Here is a 23925-nt window from a genome sequence, read left to right as displayed (position 1 = left end):
TACACCCGAGTCAGCGTAAGACTAATGGGTATAACAGCCTCAATTCAATTCAATTCAATTCAAATTGATACAGCAGATCAACCGCACTATCTAAGCCAGATACCGCTTCCACATACAAATCTGTCATTAAACGATAGCGGACTGTAAACTCCCCTACCGAGTTAAAAATACCTACGCCGTATTTTACTTGCAGCCCCGGACGAATGTAACCACTTACCGTCACCTGAGAATCATCACCGGATCCAGCCGTGTCCAGCTTCAAGTCTTGTACACCAAAAGCACTTCCGATTTCACTCACTACTTTACCGCTTTTCGCAAGGCTCAAGCCTATCAATGCGGTGGTCATAGCATCGCCACCAGTTTCACTGTCGATATCTTGCCCGCGCAGTAAGTATGACAAAGCATTTGCTTGAGGCATGCTCGGTTCTGAGAATATCGAAACAAGAGGCTCGTTAGCAGGGCCGGTAACCTGTACGCCCGCAATCACTTCATCTTGTGTATTTTCTGGATTACGAATCGCTTTGATCGACAGATAAGGCTGATCGACAGGGCCATTCATTAAAATCTTCCCTTCTTGAATAACCAGATCCTGACCAAAGGAGCGATATTTACCGTTTTGGATATTGATCTCACCGTTAACCAGTGGCCCCTTATCCTTTTGAACAACGTTGACACGGCCTACCAAATCGCCTTCCAGACCAAACGCCTCTAGCTTGAAGTCGTCGCCAATAGTAATCGACACTTCCGTTTCAATATCAAACGGCAGCGTATTCTGTTCACTTACTGGCGTTAAGTCCTCATTCAGTAATACCTGATCTTTTGATACACTCACCGCACTTGGTGGTAATTCTTCGACAACTATGCGTCCCCAAGGCAACGCAATATTTCCAGTAACTTTAGCCAACTTTGGCTGCATGTTCAGTGTCAGATCTGGTACAACTTTAACTTTGACTATCGGTGGTAAATCCACCAGCAATGATTTGGCAAATACGTGGCTATTCACTCTCCAATCATCGATGTTTTGCCAGTCTGCATCCCCTGTGATCTCAAGTTCACCATCTTGTGTCAGCACATTGGCATTTAAACTTGCCTGATAACCTTTGAAAGTCAAAGTGACGAGACCTGATTCAACTTCTACCGGAGAAATATCCCCTTTCACCTGAATACCATCAACGCTTAGCACACCGTCGACCTGTGGATGAAGCATGTCGCCTTTAAACTTGAGATCAGATTCAATATTCGATTTCAGAGAGCTGTATTCTCCCACCAAAGGTGCAAGAAAATCTAAGTTAAATGTGGAGAGCTTGAGATCCCCTTCCATGCGTTTGTTTTCTTTGGTGACGTCTGCAATGATAACTTTCCCAGACAAGTCGCCATTGTCCGTCATATCGACATTCCAATAAGCTTGCAGACGATTACGAATGAGAGAGGCTTGTAGAGAGACTTTATCCCACCCCACAGTTAACGGCTGTTCTAGATTTTGTCTTACAGAGCCCTTAGGTAAATTCAATTCTAGCTTAGCCTGAGGAGGCTGGTTTGCTTGCCATTTTGCCCAAACTGTCGCATTCGCCTCGCCATCGATATTGGTATCTGGCGGCATGAATGCTTTGACTTGCGAGAAATCGAACTGATTTACAGAAAGCTGAACTTCACCGCTTTCACCCACGGTGGAAGGCTTGTCGAGACATACCGACGAGCCAGACTGAGTCCAGCAGTGAGCAGCAAGAGTGGCGTTTTGTTTATCAACATCCACATTAATGCTCATCGGTTTATCCAATGCCCAGACACCTTGCTCAGTTTCCAGCGTCATACGGTTTAACTGACCATCCCACAACAATGATGGCTTATCTTTAAGACCGCCTTGAATGTTTAAACTGGTCGATACAATGTCAGATTGAACGTCCAGAGTGAGTTCATGCTCTTTCTGCTCACCGCTAAAACGCATCACTACGGAATTGATTAATTGATCTTGATAAGACGCCAGAGTCACCTTTAGGCGTAAGTCAGCTTGCGGCTTAGGCAATGGCGTCACACTGCCCGTTAAAGTAACGTGCTTCACCTTGGCGTCTTGCTGCCAAGCGATAGAGTCTGCATCCAAAGAGAGTTTGATTTGCGGCTCGCTCATTGCACCACGCAGTAATACATCACCAATCACTTTGCCTTTAAGATCCGGCACGCTTTTAGACAAATCCGGCAAATTAAGTGACAAAGACATTCGCCACTCTTTATCTAGCTTACCCTTAGCCGTGACCTTATTTGGACCATGGGCAAGATTGATTCCCTGCGTAGTAACCTCATATCGCCCTTTACCTGAAATATCTGAAGCATCAATCTGACCATTTAAATGCAACGGATAATCACGCACTAAACCATTGACGGAGAGTTGCGGAACTTTCACTATCCAACCGCCTTGGCTAGTCAATTCGCCTGATGTTTCGATTTCACCACTGACAATACCTTCCGCTTCTGGCCATTGCAGACCGGGCTGAATTAGATTCATGTCCAGCTTTGCTTGCCAGTTAATCGGCTCGTTCCAATTGGCTTTTATCTCTCCGAGAATACGTCCGCCGAGTGTATCAATCTGTATATCACTTAAGGCGATTTCACTTAGATTCCCCTCACCTTTGGTGTCAATCGCAACATCTGGCAGATCTTTCCCTTTCAGTTGCCCGACTAGGCCAAACTGATAGTGCTCTAGCGAACCTTTACCATAGAAATGGGAAGCATCAATAAAGTAATCCCCTTTGCCAACCAGCGGCCATTGTCCGTGCAGATCTTTTATGTCGATATCAAACGGCAATTGAGGATCCAACGGTTGCAATTTTGCTTTAATACTGGCTTTTGCCAGATCGGTCAGTTCAGCTTGTACACTTAAATCCGCCACACTGCCTGATGCATTCAAACTAAGAGCTTGCCCCTTTGCTTCAGCTAACTTGACTTTCGAGGTCAAATCTAACGACAGAGGATAGTTATCTTTGAGTTTTACTTTGGTTTTTAGCTGAGCATCCACTTCTGGGGTATCAAGTTCCAACGTATCAACCGACACATCGTATTGATAAGCCGTAGCTTTGAGGCCGAGATGATTCACCACCACAGGTGTTTCTTGGTGAAGCGTGAAGTCATTAATGTCTAACCGCGCTAAATTAATTCTCAGCGGTATCAATACATCCGGTAACGCTATCGCCTGAGGTTCACTTTGGGCTGTAGGCTCTGCTTTTTGTTGGGGTTCAGCTTTTTCAGCCTGAGGCTCGTCTTGGCTTTGCGCCAACGTGACATCAATCTTATTCCATAAGGTTTTCCCTATGGTGAGGTTGTTGCCTTGAAACGAAGCTTGAGTAGAGAAATGCTGCCAAACCACACGATTGCCTAAGATATCGAGATCAATGTCATTTAGCGTTAGACGATTGAGACGGATAGGCACTGGTGTCGTAATGCTCGTCAGTGGCTCCGAACTTGGTTCATCTGTTGTGGTTGACGTTTCTGGAACAGACGGCAAAGAGAACTTCATCCCCGAAAGACTAATGTCATTAATACAAACTGAAGGTTCTAAAAAGCAGTTGCCATTGATCGCCAGAGTTGCACTTTGCAACTGCATATCAACATTCAAAGAAGGATCAACAAAGCTCACTTCATTTAAAGTGAATCTTGGGAACAAAGAGCCTTGGGTTGATTTCACTTGGAGCTGTGGAACAAATTGATTTACACCCCACAAGGCAAAATTAAGCCCTGTATTAGTAAAAAAAAGCCCTGCAACAGACAGCACTAAGACGACCAGCAGTGCTATCACCCCCAGAGAAATCCATTTGCTCCATTTCAAAGCCAGCTTAATCATAGCTCTGGCCCTAATGAGAAGTGAATTCGGAAACGCTCACCGGGGTCAGACTCCAGTCCCCATGCAAAATCAAGACGAAGTGGCCCCACTGGAGATACCCAACGAACACCAAAACCCGTACCCGTTTTCCATCTGGGCGTGTAATCAAACGCATCACCGCCATCGACGAATACCGCTCCCCACCAGTTTCCTGCTAGACGATATTGATATTCCACCGAGCCAGTTGCCATATATTTCGCACCAGCCAATGCACCACTGGAGTCCCGAGGTGAAATCGACTCATATTCATAACCACGTAAGTTATTGTCACCACCAGCGAAAAAACGTAAAGAAGGCGGCAATTTATCGAAGTCCTCGACAAAGTTAGCCCCCCACCCATTCGGAACACGCCACGATGATTTTCACCAGCGGTACGAATCCAAGACGTTCCCGCTAAAACCCGTACCACATTCGTTTCTGACACAAATGAGTCTGAGCCATATTCTATCGTAACGGTTTGCTTGTCACCCCAAGTAATCAATGAACCACTGTTGCGGGCTCTGGTACGACTAAAGGTAAAACCGGGCAACACGAATTGCCCAACATCATCCAGCACACCTTGTTCATAGCTTTCGATAAGGTAACGAACAAACATGGTTCGGTGCCAACCACTGTCCACTAGCCAATGTCTTTCTACAGATAGATTGGACTCCAGACTTTGCGTATCGCGGTTATCGACCTTCTTCAAGCCATACTGAACTCGGTAATACTCATGCAGAACATCTTCCAACGGAATTTTATAGCCGGCAGTAATGTACTGCTCTGGCTCTGAAATAGAAAAGCTGCTGTCAAAGCTGTGTCCGCGCGAGTTGATCCAAGGCTTCTTCCATTTAAACGTGCCTCGGGGCCCAACGTCTGTGGAGTAGCCAAGACCCGTTTCAAATTTATTGCGCGCCTGTGGTGCCACAGAGACTTTCATCGGCAGCTCACGACCACCGTCCAAATTGTTTAAGTCCGGCTCGACAAATACTGAAGAAAACCATTCGGTACTCGACAGGTTCTGGTTATGTTCGCCGACTTTAGACACCAAATATGGGTCACCTTCTTTATATGGCTGCAACGAAGCGACACGATTCTCATCAATTTGACTTCCTTCTACGCTCGTCGCGCCAAATTGATATCGAATGCCACTGTCATAATGAATACGAATAAAAGCTTGATTGAGTTCAGGAGCAACTTCCAGACGGCTGGTAATATAATTGCCGTTGAAATAGCCTTTTTGCAGCGCCAAGTTACGTAACGATGATTTTAAACTGTCGTATTTACCATGATTCAGCGGCTCACCTTGTTTAAGACCACTTTGACCAATCACTCGGATAAAATCGGGGTCATTTTCAGCTTCACCTGTGATCACAATGTCAACCAGCTCTAGTCGCGTCACTTCACCAGCGTCGACATGAACAGCCAGCACAGAGCCTGACTCTTTAACTTCAAAATCGATTTGCGGGTGGTAATAACCAAGTGCATTGAGCGCCTCAACGATATTTTTTTGCAAACGCGATTGAAAGCGTAACTGAGTGGAATAATCAGATTCGGGAATCGAAGAGAGATAAGCATCGACGTTATCTTTTAGCTCTTTTTCTAGGCCATCAATCTCCAAGCTAACCTTGGCGAAAGAAGCAGCAGAAAAGAGTAAAGCGGCGAATAGCACTGGTAATGATTTTCGTCTCATGCTTAATTATGGCGTCGTTATACTAGGCTTATTGTTGAGCGTTAGTGAAATCATAACGCCAATGCTCATAATAGTCTGTACGAAATCAGTCAATTATCAGGTCTATAGCTATTAATTAAAAAAATAATCATCGCAAGCCTGTATTTTCAAACCCAGCTTTTAAAACAAAGGAAGTTCCATGTTAGATAAACAAACTATGGTTACGGCAGACTCCGCACTGCCTGGACGTGATACTCCAATGGCTATCGAAGACACTCACTTTGTCAATCAATCAAGCCTGAGCGCAGCGCCAAAAAACGGTGAAGAGCAAATCTTAATTGGTATGGGCTGCTTTTGGGGCGCTGAACGCCTGTTTTGGGGACTAGAAGGTGTCGTTTCGACTTCCGTGGGCTATTCAGGTGGTTTCACTCCAAACCCAACCTATGAAGAAGTCTGCACAGGACACACAGGTCACACTGAAGTCGTTCGTGTAATTTACAACCCTAGTGTTCTGCCACTAAAACAGTTGCTTAACCATTTCTGGGAGCGTCATGACCCAACTCAAGGTATGCGCCAAGGCGGAGACTTAGGCACTCAATACCGTTCAGCACTCTATGTGTACGATGAACAGCAAAAGTCTATCGCTGAACAGAGCAAAGCAGAATATCAGGCACTTCTTTCACAACAGGAGAAGGCGCAGATCACCACCGAAATTCTTCCAGCAGGTCCTTACTACTTTGCTGAAACTTACCACCAGCAATACCTAGCTAAAAACCCTCAAGGCTACTGTGGTTTGGGTGGTACTGGTGTTTGTTTCCCGCCAAGCTTGAGCGAGTAATCACTCTATTCAGAGCAAAAAATTGCAGGCACCGTCCTGCAATTTTTACTTATCCTTAAAATACTCTCAAAATTCTGTGCTATACATTCTGTGCTTATTATAAAGGAATCAAACACATGAAAATGAAAGCACTACTGCCGTTTATCCTAGCTTGCTCTCCAGCGATCGCGTTCGCGCACAACATTCAAATGAATAGTTCTGTGCCAAACGTGAAGGTTGAAACATACGGCGAAATACTGGTTGAAGGTAAAGACACAGTTTTCCAAGCTTGGAATAGCGAACAAATGAAAGGCAAAGTTCGAATCATCCAAGCCATCGCGGGTCGCAGCTCGGCGAAAGCGATGAACGCTGATCTTATGGCGGCAATTACTGCTGCTCATTTTCCAGAGCAGGAGTATCAAACAACGACCATCATCAATCAGGATGACGCTATCTGGGGAACAGGCTCTTTTGTTAAGTCGTCAGCACAAGACAGCAAACTTGAGTTCCCTTGGTCGTCGATTGTTTTAGACGAATCTGGCAACGTAGCAAAGAGTTGGGATCTTCAACCTGAGTCATCCGCTATCATCGTTCAGGACAAGCAAGGTAACGTGCTGTTCGTTAAAGAGGGCGCGTTAAATGAACAAGAGATCCAACAAGTTTTAGAGCTTGTAAAAGTCTCTCTCTAGTTCTCTTTCAACTTGAAAACCTCCCTACAATTAGGTGAGAAGATCGTCTTCTCACCTAAATCATCGCTTGCCTGATTTTTTTACTGTTATATTATAACAATTCTTTATTTTAACTCTGTGATGTCAATGTTTTCGACCCTGCACTCTTTACGCGCTAAAGCTAAGATAGTCGCTATTCCGGCTATCTTGTTGATGGTGTGGCTAAATATTGCATTTATTGAACATCAGCTCGACGCCTCTCCAGTTCATCACAGCGAGCATCATTGCCAACTTTTTTATAGTGCCAACCAAGCGTTAGCGCAGCATATTCCTGAGTTACCGATTTGGGTTTCGCATAACTACCTTGATCCTGTAACTCAAATCGCCAACATCTCGACCTTGTACTTGGCTTATCTCGCACGTTCACCGCCAACTCCAGTGTAATCACTTACGTTCAAATCAATTGATAACCAGTATTACTATTTTTATTTGGAGTTTCCGATGTTTACTAAACCACTATTAGCCCTCAGCATTACTGCTGCTTTCGCCACTTCTGCATTTGCTCAGGATGAATTTCGCCAACATGAAGCACATGTTCATGGCCATGTTGAATTTAACATTGCACAGGATGGTCACGAGCTACTGATGGAAATCACCGCACCGGGTGCCGATGTTGTGGGCTTTGAACATGCCCCTGAGAACGATGAGCAACAGGCAGTTCTCTCAAAAGCATTAGAAACATTAAATCAGGCCGATTCTGTTTTCACTTTATCAGCCGCGGCAAAATGTCATATCGAAAGTGCCAGCGTTAAGCACAATTTGGGTGGTGAACACGAAGAGCATGAAGGTCACGATCACGAAGACCACGACCACGACCACGATGATCATAAATCACATGATGACCATGAGCATAAAGACCATGATGACCACGCAAACCATGATCATGACTCGCACGAAGGTCATGAGCATGAAGAAGGCAGCTCACACGGTTCATTCACCGTTCAATACAGCTTCCACTGTGATGACATTGTTAAACTGAGCCAGATCGAAACTCAGTGGTTTAAGCAGTTCCCTGCAACTCAGGAAATTGATGTGAACTTACTGACAGACAAAGCACAGACCGCTTTGGAACTAAAACCGAGTAACACCATCATTTCTTTGTAAAGAATCCTTTATAAAATTCGACCTATGGGTAAGCACTCACTTACCCATTTTTATAGGGAGCAGTGATGTCCAGTTTTCAAATCGATTCAAACCAAGCAGTAATTGAACTGAATAAAGTGATCTTTCAGTGGCCGAATAGCGATAGCGCAACACTCGACATTGAACACTTAAGCGTAAAAGCAAATGAGCACGTATTTATCAAAGGCCCTAGTGGCTGCGGCAAGTCCACTCTGCTCAGCCTGTTAACAGGAATCAATGTCGCGACTCAAGGTGAAGTGCAGCTACTTGATAGCAACCTTACCCAGCTCTCTTCGAGTCAAAGAGACCGCTTTCGCGCCGATAATATTGGCTATATTTTTCAACAATTTAATTTACTGCCTTATCTCTCTGTAGTGGAAAACATTGTTCTTCCCTGCCAGTTTTCCAGCCAACGTAAAAGCAATGTCACCGGCAGCCTCGCTCAAAGAGCCCATGAGTTATTAGACAAACTTCATTTACCTAAATCGGTACGAGAAAAGCCGGTCATTGACCTCAGTATTGGTCAGCAGCAGCGCGTTGCAGCGGCAAGAGCATTAATTGGTGAGCCTAAAATTGTTATTGCTGACGAGCCAACGTCTGCACTCGATTACGATAATCGCAGCGCTTTCATTGAACTGCTGATGGAAGAAGCTAACCGTGTTGGTTCAACGCTGGTGTTTGTCAGCCATGATCCAACATTGGAGAGTCTGTTTGAGCGAGTTATACACCTGCCAACACTCAACCGAGCAGGAGACCAACAATGAAAGTGATCGCCAGTTTAGCGTGGAAAAGTTTACTTAATCGTAAAACCACGGCTCTGCTAACCATCATGACGGTGGCTATTTCCGTTATTCTGCTCATGGGTGTTGAACGTATTCGTACTCAGGCCAAAAGCAGTTTCGCCAATACCGTATCAGGAACCGATCTTATCGTCGGTGGTCGTTCTGGTCAGGTGAACTTACTGCTCTACTCAGTATTCCGCATTGGCAACGCCACCAACAATATTGACTGGAAAAGCTACCAAGAATTTAGTCAGCATAAATCCGTTAAGTGGGCGATTCCTATTTCACTGGGTGACTCGCACAAAGGTTTCCGAGTAATGGGAACTAACCAGAGTTATTTTGAACACTTCCGTTATGGAAGTAAGCAACCACTCACTTTTACTCAAGGTAAAGAGTTTAAAGGCTTATTTGAGACGGTTTTGGGTTCTGATGTTGCCAAGAAACTGGGGTATCACATAGGCAGTGAAATCATTATCGCTCACGGTATCAGTGATGTCGGTTTCAGTCGTCACGACAACTTGCCTTTTAAAGTGGTAGGGATTCTTGCGCCAACCGGCACTCCGGTAGACAAAACTGTGCACGTTTCTCTGCAAGCCATTGAAGCGATCCATGTTGGTTGGGAATCTGGCGCACACTTAGGTCATTCACCAGACCAAGCTCAACTGGAGCATCACCAGTTTGAACCTAAACAGATCACTGCCATGATGATCGGTTTAAAATCCAAAATTCAGACCTTTGCTTTGCAAAGACAAATCAATGAGTACCGTAAAGAGCCGCTTAGCGCGATTATGCCGGGTGTCGCGTTACACGAGTTATGGGGCATGATGTCCGTAGCTGAGCAAGCGTTGATGGCGGTATCGATTTTCGTTGTTGTCGCAGGCTTACTTGGTATGCTCAGCAGCCTGTTAACCAGCTTGCAGGAGCGCAGACGTGAAATGTCGATACTGAGGGCTATGGGCGCAAGGCCAAAACATGTATTCTCCCTGCTAGTCAGTGAAGCAAGTGTCTTAACTTTGCTCGGAATTACTGTTGGTCTTGTCGGTTTATATGGCTTGCTGGGTATCGCCGCGCCATTAATTGAAAGCCAATACGGTATTCAGATCGAACTCAATGGAATTACTCGCTACGAATGGCAGCTTCTTGCTTATGTACAGAGCGCTGGCATCTTAATTGGGTTTATTCCAGCAATCAGAGCTTACAGACAGTCACTCAGTGATGGTATGACGATCAGGCTCTAGTGTAGGAACAAATATGAAACAACTGCTTTTAAGTTTTATTCTGGTACTGCTACCAGCTTTTACAGCGACAGCTCAAAGCGCTGAGGATATTCTAACTTTAGATTGGATTGACTTGGTTCCCGAAAGTGAGCGCAACCAGTTCAATCAGCAAGGCATGCCAGCCGCAAATCATGATGGAAACGCGCCGGCACAGCAATCTCAGCTAGGGGCGGTTCGCCCTGAGTTAAACGGCAGCACGGTAAAAATTCCAGGGTTTGTGATCCCTTTAGAAGGGGATGAGAATACAGTGACCGAGTTTTTGTTGGTCCCGTACTTTGGAGCCTGTATTCATGTGCCACCGCCGCCGCCAAATCAAATTATTTACGTGAAATTCCCACAAGGAGCGCCAATCCAACAACTTTGGGATGTGGTATACGTGATAGGAACGCTCAAGACAGAATCTATGAGCGTTGAACTGGCGGACACAGGTTATGTCATTGAAGGCACAGAAATAGCCGAATACGATGACATGTAAATTTTGTTAAAAAATTGAGCACCTGTTTAGTGACTAAACTCTAGGAAATGTAGGTAGACAAGTATCCCAATACTGATATGTATACCGCAAAGAGTAAAGCTGTCGACAGGTGCTTTTTAAATCTATTATCTTTCCAATACTTCATAAGCACCTCACAAACGCTATAACAATTTTAACAACTTATTATCATTTGTGGTAGCGCAAATTTATGCACATTATTCAATAGTTTCACTAGCCGACTCTACTTTTACAGAGTACATTTTATTCCATGTCTGAAAGTAGCATCCTCAGGGACCCCATGGCCGAACAGAAACAACCTGTTGTTATTGAACACGAAGCAACAACGGAAAACAGCCAAGACAACAAATCTAACTATGTAAAAGACAGCGCGAGCCGTATATACGCGATCGCTCAACAACATGGTATTGATGCTCTGCTACATAAAGTTCCACCGCAAAAAACACCTTTAGAACGCGCATTGAAGCGTGAACAAGAGATCAAAGCTCAGAAGCAGAATAATCTGGAACAAATTGTAAAGCTGGCGCATGTCTCTTGTAGAAACGAAACCGCTGGCGATCCCGATCAGGATTGGCTCTACCGTTTTTTCGAAATGGCACAAGACATCCACAATTCCTCAATGCAACGTCTTTGGGCTCAAGTGCTAAAACGCGAAACCACCAATCCAGGGTTCACCTCAATGAAGGCGTTAAAAATACTCAAAGATATGACGCCGAAAGAGGCGCAAATTCTTCAGCGAGCAGCGGCACTTGCATGCAGTTTTGGTACGGATTCGAGCTTGAAGCTTCTGTTTGGGATGAAGGTACCCAGTGGTATGTTCAGCCTCAGTAAAAGAGACTCAGTGACAACGATTAATATCGGTAACCACCAGCTTCCCTACTCCAGTTTACTGGTGTTAATCGAGCTGGGACTTGTGCACTCCACAGAGTTGGAATCCGGTGAGATTGAACTGGACCCGCCACTATTACTCACTTATCAAGGCACGAGCTTATCCTTGCAAGCGTCAACTAAAGGCGTGAGATTGCTCTATTACCGTTTTAGTCCAACGGGTAATGAGCTGTGTCGACTGCTCGGCCACAAACCAAACTCCCAGTATTACGATCAAGTGGTCGCGATGTTGAATCAGAAATTTACAGTACATACCGACGTGAAAAGTTCCATTCACCACACCGTATAAAAGAAAAAGTCAGGCTCTAGGCCTGACTTTTTACTTGATGCGATTTCTATTGAAAGATGATTTTGCGTTTCGCCATCTCAGCAATGCATAAATCAACCAGCGTATCGATATTCTCGTCACCTGCGGGTAAGTCAATTTCTGGGTCTAGAGGCGCTTCATAAGCGGAATCAATGCCAGTGAAGTTGGCAATTTCTCCAGCTCGGGCTTTCTTGTACAAGCCTTTCGGGTCACGCTGTTCACACACTTCCAGAGAGGTGTTCACATACACTTCCATAAATTCACTTTCAGGCAATAAATCACGCACCATTTGACGCTCTGCCCGATGAGGTGAAATAAACGCCGTCAACACGATAAGCCCTGCATCCGCCATCAGCTTAGCCAGTTCACCGATGCGACGAATGTTCTCACGGCGGTCTTGCTCAGAAAAGCCAAGATCAGAACACAAACCATGACGAACATTGTCGCCATCCAGTAAGTAGGTGTGGTACCCCAACTGAGCGAGACGCGTCTCAAGTGCGCCCGCAATCGTCGATTTACCCGCGCCAGAAAGTCCGGTAAACCAAAGTACAGCGGGCTTTTGCTGCTTTAACTCTGCACGCAGGTTTTTATCTACCGAGTGCTGATGCCAAACGATATTCTCATCTTTATCACTTGATGAAGAATCCATAACTATTTCCTTATTCTTCTGACTGTTATGACTTTAGCAGCTGAGTTAAATCTTTCGCATCCCAATGTGGGAAATGTTTGCGAATCAATGCATTGAGTTCTACTTCAAACGCAGAGAACTGACCTTGTTGTTGCGCTACATTCTGTAAACTGTCACGAACTAATCCAGCACCAACGGTAACGTTAGTCAGACGGTCAATCACGATGAAGCCACCGGTATCCGCACAATCCAGATATTTGTCTAAAGCAATCGGAGCGTTAAATGTCCATTCACACAGACCAATACCATTCAGTGGTAATTCTTCAGTCTGGAAAGTAGACAGATTATTGATATCGTACTGATGACGAATAGAGGTAATCTGACCGACGCTCTTCTTACCTGCGATCTTAATGTCGTACTCACGGCCAACTTTGAGCGGCTGCTCAGTCATCCACACCACATCGGCAAGCAGATGGTTGGTTGATTCAACCTGCGCGTTTTCAAGCACGATCAAATCACCTCGGCTGATATCAATTTCATCAGCCAGAGTCAGCGTGACCGCTAAACCTGCCTGTGCAGTCTCTAAATCACCATCAAAGGTTACAATGCGCTTAACGGTAGAAGTTTTTCCTGATGGCAACGCTTTGATTTTGTCACCAACATTGACTGAGCCAGACGAAATAGTCCCTGCAAAACCACGGAAATCGAGATTTGGGCGGTTAACGTACTGCACAGGGAAACGAAATTCACCGCTGCCTTTTTCATGATCGATATCGACTGTTTCCAATAGCTCAAGCAGTGCAGGACCTTTATGCCAGCCGAGGTTTTCACCTTTCTCAACAACGTTATCTCCCTCTAGAGCAGAGATAGGAATGATTTGAATATCTGTCTCGCCTTGCAGATGTTTAGAAAACTCCAGATATTCTGCGCGAATCTCTTCAAAGCGTTGCTGTGAGTAATCCACGAGATCCATCTTGTTTACTGCAACGATGAAATGCTTCAAGCCCAGCAGGTTAGAGATAAACGAGTGGCGACGAGTCTGATCCAAAACGCCTTTACGCGCATCAATCAAGATAACCGCCAAATCACAGGTTGAAGCACCTGTAGCCATATTGCGGGTGTATTGCTCATGTCCCGGAGTATCTGCAATGATGAACTTACGTTTCTGCGTTGAGAAATAACGGTAAGCCACATCAATGGTAATGCCTTGCTCACGTTCTGCTTGCAGACCATCCACCAGCAATGCGAGATCAGGACGGGAACCGGTTGTACCAACGCGCTGACTGTCAGAGTGAACCGCCGCAAGTTGATCTTCATAAATCTGTTTTGAGTCGTGTAGTAGACGACCAATTAAAGTACTTTTGCCATCATCTACTGAACCACAGGTTAGGAATCTAAGTAGCGATTTGTGTTGGTGTTGACTCAGGTAACCTTCGATACCGAGCTCTAAAAGCTCTGCTTGAACTGCACTATTCATTCTATTTCCTTAGATCCTTAGAAATAACCTTGGCGTTTTTTCAATTCCATTGATCCAGACTGATCATGGTCGATCGCACGTCCCTGACGTTCACTAGACGTAGCGACTAACATCTCTTCGATGATCTCAGTCAACGTGTTGGCTTCTGATTCGATAGCCCCTGTTAGTGGGTAACAACCTAGAGTACGGAATCGAACACTCTTATGTTGGACTTCTTCATGAGGTTGGATTTCCATACGCTCGTCATCCACCATGATCAGCATGCCGTCTCTTTCCACGACTGGGCGAACCGCAGCGAGATACAGCGGAACGATTTCGATATTTTCCAGATAGATGTATTGCCAGATATCCAGCTCAGTCCAGTTTGAAAGCGGGAACACACGAATACTCTCGCCTTTGTTAATCTGGCCGTTATAGGTTTTCCAAAGCTCTGGGCGCTGATTTTTAGGGTCCCAAGTATGGTTCTTATCGCGGAACGAATATACGCGCTCTTTTGCACGAGACTTCTCTTCATCACGGCGGGCACCACCAAATGCAGCATCAAAGCCGTACTTGTTTAAGGCTTGTTTTAAGCCCTGAGTTTTCATGATGTCAGTGTGCTTTGAAGAACCGTGTACGAACGGGCTGATGCCCATTTCAATACCTTCTGGGTTCTTATGTACCAAAAGCTCAAAACCATACTTTTTCGCTGTCGCGTCACGGAACGCGATCATGTCTCGGAATTTCCAGTCAGTATCAACATGGAGAAGAGGAAATGGGATTTTGCCCGGATAAAACGCTTTACGTGCCAAATGAAGCATCACGGATGAGTCTTTACCGATGGAATACATCATCACTGGGTTTGCAAACTCCGCAGCAACTTCACGAATAATGTGAATGCTTTCGGCCTCAAGCTGTTTTAAATGGGTTAAGCGTTGTTGATCCATTTTGCGTGCTTCCTTTTAGCTGCCTTATGGCTTGGCGGGCTTTTGGTTTATAAAATTAATAAGCCCAACCAATAAATGTATTTATGCGTATTGATACTGTTCTTGACGTGTTGAGCTGTCGTTGAACCATTGAAGTTTGTCTGCCAAGGCCACAACTTCACCAATCACAATCAGTGACGGAGACTCGGCATGAGCGGCAAGCTGGGGCAATTCGCTAAGCTGACCACGGAACACCTTCTGGGATGACTGAGTACCACGTTCAATAATCGCAATCGGTGTTGATGCATTTCGGCCATGTTCAATGAGCTGCTGAGCGATGGTGCTCGATTTCATCAACCCCATATAAATCACTAAAGTCTGATTACCACGCGCCAGCGTAGACCAGTCCATATCCGCCGCTTCAGCTTTGAGATGACCAGTGACAAACAGAGCAGACTGAGCAAAATCACGATGAGTGAGAGGTATACCAGCATAAGCGGTCGCCCCTGCGGCAGCGGTAATTCCCGGAATGACCTGAAACTTAATACCCGCATCAAACAACACTTCCAGCTCTTCACCACCGCGACCAAACATAAATGGATCGCCACCTTTAATGCGAACCACTCGATGACCTTGCTTAGCAAAATCCACTAATAGTTGATTGGTTTTTTCCTGAGGAACGCTGTGGTGACCTGCTCGCTTACCGACACAAACCAAAATAGTGTCCGTTGGAACCAGAGCCATGATGTCGTCAGAGACGAGGTAGTCGTACAAAACCACATCCGCCTGTTGCAGCAAGTTAAGCGCTTTAATCGTCAGCAGTTCTGGGTCTCCCGGTCCTGCTCCGACTAATGCAACTTCACCCGCCTGAAGCTGGCTGCGAGAAAGACTCGTCCATTTGCTTTCTGGTGCAGCGCCATCAACAGCGACTAAGCGTGTTTTTTTCTGCTTTGGCAGCGTTGAAACGTTTTCTGAGCCAGCCATGATTGTCATCCTTTACCAATTGATGAAAGCATTATGGTGTCTTCTTCTTATTACCTGAAATTCTAAAATTTCATTTTTTATTCGAAAAGCTGATAAGTAGTTGGCATGGGGAGGCAGCAAAGGGAAAAAGAGCTTCTATATTAAGAAACTAGGAGTGTGACATCTTGGGGCGAAATAGTGACAACTGGCACCAAATCGGACCATTTGAACGCCTAACATCACACTTTTATAGAATATGAAATCATTGTTTCATAATAACTTGATACATTTATCGAGTTATCACTTTCCCTATCAATTGGAGTACACAATGACAGTTGCAGTCAAACCTCTATCGATTGCCATTTTAGGTGGTTTGTTGACCATGGCCGGTCCCTCTATGGCGGATACGATCAAACTACGTATTATCGAGACAACTGATATTCACACTAACGTGATGGATTATGACTATTACAAAGACAAGCCATCAGAACAAATTGGTTTGACTCGTGCAGCAACATTAGTAAAACAAGCACGCGAAGAAGCAACCAACAGTATTCTGGTTGATAACGGTGATTTGATCCAAGGTAGCCCAATGGGTGACTACATGGCAGCGAAAGGTATTAAAGCTGGCGAAGTTCACCCTGTCTATAAAGCAATGAACCAACTCTCTTACGATGTAGGTAACATTGGTAACCACGAATTTAACTATGGTTTGGATTTCCTCCAAGAAACCATCAACGATGCGAAGTTCCCTTACGTCAATGCCAACGTTTACAACGCGTCAACTGGTGAGCACCTATTCCAGCCTTACATCATTAAAACGCATACCTTCAAAGATACTGACGGCAAAGCACACGAAGTTAAAGTCGGTTACATCGGTTTCGTTCCACCGCAAATCATGGTGTGGGATAAGAAGAACCTTGATGGCCGTGTGATTGCCCGCGACATAAAGAAGACAGCTGAAAAGCTGATCCCAGAAATGAAAGCGAAAGGCGCTGACGTCATTGTTGCGATTCCACACTCAGGTATCTCTACCGAAGAGTATCAATCAGGTGCGGAAAACTCGGTTTACTACTTAACAAAAGTAGCAGGCATTGACGCTATTGCATTCGGTCACTCGCACGCGGTATTCCCAAGTAAAGAATTTGCAAAAGTTGCTGGTGCAGACATTGAGAAAGGCACCATCAATGGTGTGACAGCTGTTATGCCTGGACGTTGGGGTAGCCACGTTGGGGTAATGGATCTGACTCTTGAGCAAAAAGATGGCAAGTGGGCAGTCACCAATGGTCAATCTGAAGCTCGTCCTATCTTTGATAAAGCGAGCAAGAAAGCTCTGGTTGAAGCGGATGCGGGTATCGTAAAAGCGCTTGAAGCAGACCATAAAGGTACTCGTGAGTTTGTTAACCAACCGATTGGTAAATCGAATGACGTGATGTACAGCTTCCTAGCGTTAGTACAAGATGACCCAACAGTTCAAATCGTAAGCTTGGCACAAAAAGATTACGTAGAACGCTTTATTCAAGGCGATCCAAACCTAGACGGTTTGCCTGTGCTTTCAGCAGCAGCGCCGTTCAAAGCGGGCGGTCGTAAGAATGACCCATCAAACTTTACTGAAGTGGAATCGGGTGAACTGACTTTCCGTAACGCAGCGGACTTATACCTATACCCTAATACGCTAGTCACTTTGAAAGTGTCAGGTAAAGAAGTTAAAGAGTGGCTGGAATGTTCAGCGGGTCAGTTTAAACAAATTGATGTGAACTCAAGTGAGCCGCAATCGCTTATCGATTGGGATGGTTTCCGCACTTATAACTTCGACGTTATCGATGGCGTAAACTACCAAATCGATATCACTAAACCAGCGAAATACGACGGCGACTGTAAAGTTATCAATCCTGATTCTCAGCGTATTGTTAACCTGACTTACAAAGGTAAGCCAATTGATACTGCGCAGACGTTCCTGATTGCGACTAATAACTACCGTGCATACAGCAACAAGTTCCCGGGCACTGGTTCAGATTTCATCGCGTTTGATTCACCAGATGAAAACCGTACTGTAGTCGCAGATTACATTGCTCGCGTAAGTAAAGAGCAAGGTGAAGTGACACCAAGTGCAGACAATAACTGGTCATTTGCGCCTATTAAGTCTAAGACCAAACTGGATATTCGCTTCGAAACGTCACCAAGTGAAAAAGCAGCGAAGTTCATCAAAGATAAAGGTCAGTACCCAATGGAACTGATAGGAACGGATGATGTAGGTTTCGGTATTTACCGTATAGACCTACAAAAATAAATCCAGATTCCGTAAAGTATCAGCCGCAGCATCCGCTGCGGCTTTTTTATTCGAGGCAAAAGAGTAATGACGATACAGGATCAAGCTATCTACGATAATTTTATAAAACAAATGCTGGAATACGGTTTTAGTAGTGAAGAAGCGCACCAGTTATTTGAAGTCTCTTCACCGCTTGAGCTGCCTACTCGTCACATTCTGGTCAATCAAGGACAAATGGCCAGCCATCTTTATTTTGTCAGTCACGGAATTTGTCACGCCAGCTATCTCACAGAAGAGGGCAAAACGTTCAGTAAAGAATTTTATTGGGAACAGGACTGGATCATTGGATTTGAAAGCTTAATAAAACAAACGCCATGCCCATATTTGCTTGAAACACTCAGCCCAGTCACTCTGCTATGCCTGCCAATAATGTACCTGAACCAGTGGAGAGAGACTTCGCATCCGCTTTATATCAAGTTACTAGAAACTCAATTGATGCATAAGGAGAACAAAGAAAGGTTTATGTTGTTGTATCGCCCTGAACAGCGCTATCAAATTATGTGTCAGCAGTTTCCTGACTTAATGAAGCGGCTCAGTGATAGTCATATAGCCGCCTATTTAGGGATAACCCCTATTAGTTTAAGCCGTATCAAAGCACGCATAAGGGATGCTTAGATATTTTTAGCCAGAGCTAAAAAAGAATGGGTATCGATAAATAAACTCGATACCCGTTCAATGCTGCAAACTATTTTATAAAACGAGCGCGGAACTGACGCCCTTTCATCTTACCGTTTAACAACTTATTGAGCGCCTTTTTAGCAATGCTCTTTTCTACAGCGACGTATGAACGCATTGCGGATAAGTTAATTTTACCGATACGGCTGCCGGCAATTTCACCATCAGAAGTGAGAGCGCCCAGAATGTCGCCCGCGCGTACTTTTTGCTTCTTACCACCATCAATTTGAATCGTTACCATTGATGATTGATAAGGAGTAGCACCTGCTGGCTTTTCGGGCAGAGACGAAGGCTCTATAGCTATATCCATGTACTCATCGATTTGCGCGACGCGGTGCATTTCTTTGTCACTAAAAAAGCTGAACGCTAAACCTTTACTGCCAGCGCGACCGGTTCGACCTATACGATGAACGTGCACTTCTGGATCCCGTGATAACTCAAAATTAAATACCGCATCAAGGTTATCCACGTCTAAGCCACGAGCGGCTACATCGGTCGCCACCAGAATAGAAATACTCTTGTTAGAAAACTGAACCAATGCCTGATCTCGTTCACGCTGTTCCATATCGCCATGCAATTCAATCACGCTGAACCCATGGTGATGGAGTTCGTCAGCAACATGCTGAACTTCTCGCTTAGTGTTGCAAAATACAACGGCAGACTCAGGTTGATGTTTCAACAACAGGGTTTCTAGTGCTTCATCACGCGCTTCACTGCCTTCTACTTTGTAGAAGTACTGCTTAATACTGGAAGTATCGAGAGCCGCTGCCACTTTAATCATCAACGCATCTTTTGTTACGCGCTGAGCTATCTGCTGAATTGATGCAGGGTAAGTCGCGCTAAATAATAGCGTCTGACGCTGTGTTGGTGCCTCATCAATAATGGCTTCAAGCGCATCTTGAAATCCCATATCCAGCATACGGTCGGCTTCATCCAGAACTAATGTATTCATCTCACTCAGATCAATACGTCCTTTACCCAAGTGATCGAGTATCCGGCCCGGAGTACCAACCAGTATATGCGCACCGTGCTCTAAAGAACCGATTTGAGGCCCCATAGGCATACCACCACAAAGAGTTAGCACTTTAATATTGTGAATAGCACGAGCTAATGTTCGAATATCTGTCGCTACCTGATCCGCCAATTCGCGTGTTGGACACAAAACAAGGGCTTGTACACGAAAGCGTTTCACGTCCAAGTTTTGCAAAACACCTAGACCAAAAGCGGCAGTTTTACCTGAACCGGTTTTACCCTGGCCAATGACATCCTGTCCTTTAAGAATCGCTGGCAACGATTGTGCTTGTATCGGAGTCATTTTGGTAAAACCGATAGTATCAAGGTTAGAAAGCAATTCTGGCTTTAAATCTAAAGCCGAAAATGAAGTATCACTCAAGGGGACGTCCTTTAGGCTCATGGCCCTAGCTATACGAAAAAAATAGTCGCCTATTATCGTTACTTTTACCCCTTACCACCAATGAATATTGGATTAATTTCATCAATGGCTATCCAATTAACTTTTGTTAATGCCATATAAGTATCCAGCTGATAGATTATTGCCGACCATAAATACAAGGAGTTAGTAGTCATGCTCAACTGGCAGTGCCTTTCGTTTTCAGAACTCACCACCACGCAACTTTATGAATTACTTAAATTACGTGTCGATGTGTTTGTTGTAGAGCAGACTTGTCCATATCCCGAACTGGATAACAAAGATAGAATTGATGGTGTTTTTCACCTACTTGGGTACCAAGGACAGGAACTGGTTGCTTGTGCGCGCTTATTACCGAAAGGCGTTAGTCACGCCACGATAAGTATCGGCCGAGTGGTGACCAAAAAAATGCACGTGGTAGCGGTTTAGGTCACCGACTCATGACACAAGCTCTGCAAGAGTGCCAGCAACGCTGGCCAAATGAAGAGATACAAATCAGTGCTCAGCAACATTTGACCGATTTTTATCTCCAACATGGCTTTGTACAAATGTCCGAAATGTATTTAGAAGATGATATCCCGCACATTGAAATGAAGCGTGAACTTTAATGTCAGCTTACTCGGTTGCTTTAGTTGCACTTATTCTTGGCAATCTTGCAGCATCGCTTTCTGACGTTTCAGTAAAAATGCTTAATGGTAATGTATCGCCATTCCAATATATGTTTGTACGCCAATTAGTTTCACTGCTCATCATATTTCCACTTTGGCTTAGGCAACCTCGGCAACAAAGACAACTATCGAATATAAAAACAACGGCACTGCGTGCTCATTTGGTACTGATTGGTAGTGGCTGTATGTTAGTGGCTATCACCTATTTGCCTCTGGCGACAGCGAATGCAGTTTTCTATGCAGCACCAATCTTAATGTTGCCGCTTTCTATGTGGTTACTAAAAGAAAAGCCCACTAATAATAAAATATTGGCGACGTTGTTTGGTTTCTGTGGCGTACTGATTGTATTGCGTCCGCAACATTTTCATTGGGCTGCAGGGTTTGCTTTGGTGACCGCATTTACGTTGGCTCTGTTTAATATTTTAGCCAAACGTATTCCTGCTCAACAAACCGTTGTCACGACATTGATGTGGACCAGCATGTTTTCACTCCCCATAGCTGCGATACTCGCTTCATCCAACTGGCAGCCAATGACGTTCGGTCAAGCTGGCTGGATCGCGTTCAGCGCTTTACTAATTTTGTCATACAATGGATTAGCTGTATTTGCGTATCAGAAAGCGGCAGCAAACCAGATTGCTCTGGCTGAATACTCTGGTTTACTGTTCGTCGTGTTCTTTGGTGTTATCTGGTTCGATGAAATACCCGATGCACTAACATGGTTGGGAATAGTGATGATAGTGTTGCCGCTGCTTCCTAAAATAAAAATATTTGGAAACCGCGACAAGAAAAAAACATATCAGTGCCAGTAATCAGATCGTTGCTGGCACTGGTATTATTTACTACGGCCAAAACCGCCTTCTGAAAGCCGGAAAAACATCACGGATTGACCATTTTTTTCCAACTGAAGGATATCTAACCTTCCTTGTTCTGCCATTTTAAAGCGAATGAGCTGACCTTGCTGAATATGGCTTAAGGGCTTATCTGAACCTTCGATCTTCACTAAAGCATTTAAGTCAGCCATAGGTAGATTGTTGACTCGGAATACCTGAGAAAGCGTATCGCCTTTCTGAACGGTGTATTCGCGCCAAGCATTCAAGTTGGTCGAAGAGTCAGTTGTTTCTCTCTGCTCACTAAGACCTCGCGTATTGATGTCTAACTCAACTCGCTTATTAGCTGGTTCACTGGAACCCGATTCCGCCATATTGGGAAATGGGATAACCGTAATAATGAACACTATGGGCACTAACACCATTAATGCTCGCTGGTGAAATCTGGGTAATTGTCCCCAAGAAGACTTCGCTTTATTTAGATAATCCTGCCAATCGATGGCACTCCACTTAGTCTGAATCTGTGCGAGATAATCTGTCTGCTGCTTTTTCTTATGTCGACGATTCATTTTTATCCGTTCCTTAACTTTATAGGCTCAGTATAAAAACTCATGAGCTCAGAGTATAGAGCATCGCCCTGTTATCTAAGAAAGCTTGACACAATCTTGAAGATTTTTCCTTTGTATTCTGCGCTCAGTCACACCTTATCATGATTATAAAAGGAATTATTATCTGGCGTTTCATCACTAGCTCGAAACTGGTATCCTTTGGACTTTGTTTTATCTTAAAAAGAGTGACATTTATGTCTGAAGTTAAATTTGAAACCGTTGAGCAGAAAGCTAGCTACGGTATCGGTCTACAAATGGGCCAGCAACTAGCAGGTAGTGGCCTTGAAGGTCTTAACGTTGACGCTATTGCTGCTGGTATCGCAACAGCTCTAGTGGGCGACATGCCAGCTATCGAAGTAGACGAAATCAACAAAGCTCTACAAGCGATGCACTCTCGTGCAGAAGAAGCTCGCCAAGAAGCGGCTAAAGTAGCTGCAGCTGAAGGCGAAACGTTCCTTCAAGATAACGCGCTACGTTCAGAAGTTACTGTTCTAGATTCAGGTCTACAATACGAAGTGATTACTGAAGGTACTGGTGAAATCCCATCAGCAGACAAATCTGTACGTGTTCACTACCACGGTGAGCTTGTAGACGGTACTGTATTTGACAGCTCTGTATCTCGCGGTCAGCCAGCTGAATTCCCTGTAACTGGCGTAATCAAAGGTTGGGTTGAAGCTCTACAATTGATGCCTGTTGGTTCTAAGTGGAAACTGTACATCCCACACGACCTTGCATATGGCGAGCGTGGTGCAGGTGCAGCGATTCCTCCATTCGCAGCTCTAGTATTCGAAGTAGAACTACTTGCTATTCTGTAATTCAGAACATTGCGAAATTTGATGATTAAAGCGACGCTCTGCGTCGCTTTTTTTATCTAGACTTAAGATATTCAACTTTATTCGTCCGCGAGAATCAGAATGAAAAAATCTATCATAGTCACTGTGCTTGCTAGCACCATTTTTACCGCTCCTAGCTATGCATTCTTGAGCAAACTCAGTGAAAGTAACGATCTCTCAAGTATGGTTAGCAATACTTTATCTCAAACAGAATCTAACTCTGCTTTACTGACACAAATTACCAGTCAGCTTCCTGTTTCTGATACACAAGCAGCCGGAGGTGTTGGTAGCTTATTGGCTTTTGCTCAAAACCAACTTTCGGACGCTAACAGCTCTGAACTTGAAACCTTATTACCCGGGCTAAATCAACTGACCAGCCTGTCTGAATCAAGCAGTGCAATAGCCAAAATTGCCGATATGGAAGCGGTGAATAATGTGTTCAATAAACTTGGATTAGATTCCAGTATGGTTTCCCAATTTGCTCCGCTGGTCTTGCAGTACTTAACCAGCCAAGGCGCATCTTCAGATTTGTTGGGTTCACTAAGCTCTTTGTGGCAATAACCCTTCGCACTAGCGCGTCACATAAACACATTTGTGACGCGTTTATTACTGCATAAAAAACAAACACACTTCTTCTTGTCTGTTGC

The 23925-nt window shown here is 44.6% G+C and carries 20 protein-coding genes and 2 pseudogenes; 14 read left to right on the top strand and 8 right to left on the bottom strand.

The genetic code is table 11. The annotated features are described in order from the left end of the window. Positions 1–49: 49 nt before the first annotated feature. Both tamB and tamA read right to left on the bottom strand, forming a co-directional pair. Positions 50–3832, bottom strand: a complete 3783-nt coding sequence (tamB, locus tag P4S58_RS01040; protein ID WP_102962892.1) for an autotransporter assembly complex protein TamB — start codon at positions 3830–3832, stop codon at positions 50–52. Beyond that, positions 3829–5543: pseudogene (tamA, locus tag P4S58_RS01035) on the bottom strand (autotransporter assembly complex protein TamA). The gene tamB and the pseudogene tamA overlap by 4 nt, the downstream one beginning before the upstream one ends. Positions 5544–5721: 178 nt before the next feature. Between tamA and msrA the strand changes: the two are divergent. From msrA to P4S58_RS00995, 8 genes are all read left to right on the top strand, one after another. Then, entirely contained in the window at positions 5722–6360 is a 639-nt protein-coding gene (gene msrA / locus P4S58_RS01030) for a peptide-methionine (S)-S-oxide reductase MsrA (protein WP_102962890.1), read from the top strand. A 116-nt stretch (positions 6361–6476) separates the two neighbouring features. Next, the gene (locus tag P4S58_RS01025) at positions 6477–7028 is read left to right on the top strand and encodes a YtfJ family protein (RefSeq protein ID WP_102962889.1); all 552 of its coding nucleotides are present in this window, start codon (positions 6477–6479) and stop codon (positions 7026–7028) included. Positions 7029–7154: 126 nt separating this feature from the next. Next, positions 7155–7451, top strand: a complete 297-nt coding sequence (locus P4S58_RS01020; RefSeq protein WP_102962888.1) for a DUF2607 family protein — start codon at positions 7155–7157, stop codon at positions 7449–7451. Positions 7452–7508: 57 nt separating this feature from the next. Then, complete coding sequence (gene zrgA / locus P4S58_RS01015) at positions 7509–8171, top strand: zinc uptake protein ZrgA (RefSeq protein ID WP_102962887.1); 663 nt, start codon at positions 7509–7511, stop codon at positions 8169–8171. 65 nt (positions 8172–8236) lie between these two features. Then, a complete protein-coding gene (locus P4S58_RS01010) occupies positions 8237–8953 on the top strand; it encodes an ABC transporter ATP-binding protein (protein ID WP_102962886.1) in 717 nt (238 codons plus the stop codon). Continuing rightward, positions 8950–10209 carry an ABC transporter permease gene (locus P4S58_RS01005; RefSeq protein ID WP_102954003.1) on the top strand — a complete coding sequence of 420 codons (1260 nt, stop codon included), beginning with the start codon at positions 8950–8952 and terminating at the stop codon, positions 10207–10209. The genes P4S58_RS01010 and P4S58_RS01005 overlap by 4 nt, the downstream gene beginning before the upstream one ends. 13 nt (positions 10210–10222) lie before the next feature. Then, entirely contained in the window at positions 10223–10723 is a 501-nt protein-coding gene (locus tag P4S58_RS01000; RefSeq protein WP_102962885.1) for a DUF3299 domain-containing protein, read from the top strand. A 298-nt stretch (positions 10724–11021) separates the two neighbouring features. After that, on the top strand, positions 11022–11918 hold the full coding sequence (locus P4S58_RS00995; protein WP_102962884.1) for a TIGR03899 family protein: 897 nt from the start codon (positions 11022–11024) through the stop codon (positions 11916–11918). A gap of 46 nt (positions 11919–11964) precedes the next feature. Here the strand turns inward: P4S58_RS00995 and cysC are convergent, their stop codons facing one another. The 4 genes from cysC to cobA form a co-directional block, all read right to left on the bottom strand. Continuing rightward, positions 11965–12585 carry an adenylyl-sulfate kinase gene (cysC, locus tag P4S58_RS00990; RefSeq protein ID WP_102962883.1) on the bottom strand — a complete coding sequence of 207 codons (621 nt, stop codon included), beginning with the start codon at positions 12583–12585 and terminating at the stop codon, positions 11965–11967. A 25-nt stretch (positions 12586–12610) separates the two neighbouring features. After that, a complete protein-coding gene (gene cysN, locus P4S58_RS00985) occupies positions 12611–14041 on the bottom strand; it encodes a sulfate adenylyltransferase subunit CysN (protein WP_102962882.1) in 1431 nt (476 codons plus the stop codon). 17 nt (positions 14042–14058) lie between these two features. Beyond that, entirely contained in the window at positions 14059–14967 is a 909-nt protein-coding gene (gene cysD / locus P4S58_RS00980) for a sulfate adenylyltransferase subunit CysD (RefSeq protein WP_042485256.1), read from the bottom strand. An 81-nt stretch (positions 14968–15048) separates the two neighbouring features. Then, positions 15049–15930, bottom strand: a complete 882-nt coding sequence (gene cobA, locus P4S58_RS00975; RefSeq protein ID WP_042485254.1) for a uroporphyrinogen-III C-methyltransferase — start codon at positions 15928–15930, stop codon at positions 15049–15051. Between the two features lie 307 nt (positions 15931–16237). Between cobA and cpdB the strand changes: the two genes are divergently transcribed. Next, on the top strand, positions 16238–18199 hold the full coding sequence (cpdB, locus tag P4S58_RS00970; protein WP_102962881.1) for a 2',3'-cyclic-nucleotide 2'-phosphodiesterase: 1962 nt from the start codon (positions 16238–16240) through the stop codon (positions 18197–18199). Between the two features lie 87 nt (positions 18200–18286). Next, positions 18287–18853, top strand: coding sequence for a Crp/Fnr family transcriptional regulator (locus P4S58_RS00965; protein ID WP_180980129.1), 567 nt, complete (start codon positions 18287–18289; stop codon positions 18851–18853). Between the two features lie 70 nt (positions 18854–18923). On the opposite strand, the gene dbpA is transcribed toward P4S58_RS00965, so the two are convergent. Then, entirely contained in the window at positions 18924–20327 is a 1404-nt protein-coding gene (dbpA, locus tag P4S58_RS00960; protein WP_373279099.1) for an ATP-dependent RNA helicase DbpA, read from the bottom strand. A 171-nt stretch (positions 20328–20498) separates the two neighbouring features. Between dbpA and P4S58_RS00955 the strand changes: the two are divergent. Both P4S58_RS00955 and P4S58_RS00950 read left to right on the top strand, forming a co-directional pair. Then, a pseudogene (locus P4S58_RS00955) lies at positions 20499–20950 on the top strand (GNAT family N-acetyltransferase). Next, positions 20950–21819 (top strand): DMT family transporter, encoded by an 870-nt coding sequence (locus P4S58_RS00950; RefSeq protein WP_102962877.1) that lies wholly within the window; start codon positions 20950–20952, stop codon positions 21817–21819. The pseudogene P4S58_RS00955 and the gene P4S58_RS00950 overlap by 1 nt, the downstream one beginning before the upstream one ends. A 23-nt stretch (positions 21820–21842) precedes the next feature. Here the strand turns inward: P4S58_RS00950 and P4S58_RS00945 are convergent, their stop codons facing one another. After that, positions 21843–22406, bottom strand: coding sequence for a LysM-like peptidoglycan-binding domain-containing protein (locus P4S58_RS00945; protein WP_102962876.1), 564 nt, complete (start codon positions 22404–22406; stop codon positions 21843–21845). Between the two features lie 233 nt (positions 22407–22639). Between P4S58_RS00945 and P4S58_RS00940 the strand changes: the two genes are divergently transcribed. Both P4S58_RS00940 and P4S58_RS00935 read left to right on the top strand, forming a co-directional pair. Beyond that, positions 22640–23260 (top strand): FKBP-type peptidyl-prolyl cis-trans isomerase, encoded by a 621-nt coding sequence (locus P4S58_RS00940; RefSeq protein WP_102962875.1) that lies wholly within the window; start codon positions 22640–22642, stop codon positions 23258–23260. A gap of 99 nt (positions 23261–23359) precedes the next feature. Next, the gene (locus P4S58_RS00935) at positions 23360–23839 is read left to right on the top strand and encodes a DUF2780 domain-containing protein (protein ID WP_102962874.1); all 480 of its coding nucleotides are present in this window, start codon (positions 23360–23362) and stop codon (positions 23837–23839) included. Positions 23840–23925 lie beyond the last annotated feature (86 nt).

The sequence above is a fragment of the Vibrio sp. Hal054 genome, assembly GCF_037162405.1.
Lineage (GTDB): Bacteria > Pseudomonadota > Gammaproteobacteria > Enterobacterales > Vibrionaceae > Vibrio > Vibrio diazotrophicus.
The sequence above is the reverse complement of the archived record's forward strand: the minus strand, read 5'-3'. Positions and strand labels throughout refer to the sequence as shown.

Excerpts from the sequence above, each read along its gene's own strand:
- P4S58_RS01010 (WP_102962886.1), top strand. The coding sequence starts at position 8,237 with ATGTCCAGTTTTCAAATCGATTCAAACCAAGCAGTAATTGAACTGAAT.
- msrA (WP_102962890.1), top strand. The coding sequence starts at position 5,722 with ATGTTAGATAAACAAACTATGGTTACGGCAGACTCCGCACTGCCTGGA.
- P4S58_RS01000 (WP_102962885.1), top strand. The coding sequence starts at position 10,223 with ATGAAACAACTGCTTTTAAGTTTTATTCTGGTACTGCTACCAGCTTTT.
- cpdB (WP_102962881.1), top strand. The coding sequence starts at position 16,238 with ATGACAGTTGCAGTCAAACCTCTATCGATTGCCATTTTAGGTGGTTTG.
- zrgA (WP_102962887.1), top strand. The coding sequence starts at position 7,509 with ATGTTTACTAAACCACTATTAGCCCTCAGCATTACTGCTGCTTTCGCC.
- dbpA (WP_373279099.1), bottom strand. The coding sequence starts at position 20,327 with ATGAGCCTAAAGGACGTCCCCTTGAGTGATACTTCATTTTCGGCTTTA.
- P4S58_RS00945 (WP_102962876.1), bottom strand. The coding sequence starts at position 22,406 with ATGAATCGTCGACATAAGAAAAAGCAGCAGACAGATTATCTCGCACAG.
- P4S58_RS00950 (WP_102962877.1), top strand. The coding sequence starts at position 20,950 with ATGTCAGCTTACTCGGTTGCTTTAGTTGCACTTATTCTTGGCAATCTT.
- cysC (WP_102962883.1), bottom strand. The coding sequence starts at position 12,585 with ATGGATTCTTCATCAAGTGATAAAGATGAGAATATCGTTTGGCATCAG.
- P4S58_RS00940 (WP_102962875.1), top strand. The coding sequence starts at position 22,640 with ATGTCTGAAGTTAAATTTGAAACCGTTGAGCAGAAAGCTAGCTACGGT.
- P4S58_RS01025 (WP_102962889.1), top strand. The coding sequence starts at position 6,477 with ATGAAAATGAAAGCACTACTGCCGTTTATCCTAGCTTGCTCTCCAGCG.
- P4S58_RS01005 (WP_102954003.1), top strand. The coding sequence starts at position 8,950 with ATGAAAGTGATCGCCAGTTTAGCGTGGAAAAGTTTACTTAATCGTAAA.
- cysN (WP_102962882.1), bottom strand. The coding sequence starts at position 14,041 with ATGAATAGTGCAGTTCAAGCAGAGCTTTTAGAGCTCGGTATCGAAGGT.
- P4S58_RS00995 (WP_102962884.1), top strand. The coding sequence starts at position 11,022 with ATGGCCGAACAGAAACAACCTGTTGTTATTGAACACGAAGCAACAACG.
- tamB (WP_102962892.1), bottom strand. The coding sequence starts at position 3,832 with ATGATTAAGCTGGCTTTGAAATGGAGCAAATGGATTTCTCTGGGGGTG.
- cobA (WP_042485254.1), bottom strand. The coding sequence starts at position 15,930 with ATGGCTGGCTCAGAAAACGTTTCAACGCTGCCAAAGCAGAAAAAAACA.
- P4S58_RS00935 (WP_102962874.1), top strand. The coding sequence starts at position 23,360 with ATGAAAAAATCTATCATAGTCACTGTGCTTGCTAGCACCATTTTTACC.
- cysD (WP_042485256.1), bottom strand. The coding sequence starts at position 14,967 with ATGGATCAACAACGCTTAACCCATTTAAAACAGCTTGAGGCCGAAAGC.
- P4S58_RS01020 (WP_102962888.1), top strand. The coding sequence starts at position 7,155 with ATGTTTTCGACCCTGCACTCTTTACGCGCTAAAGCTAAGATAGTCGCT.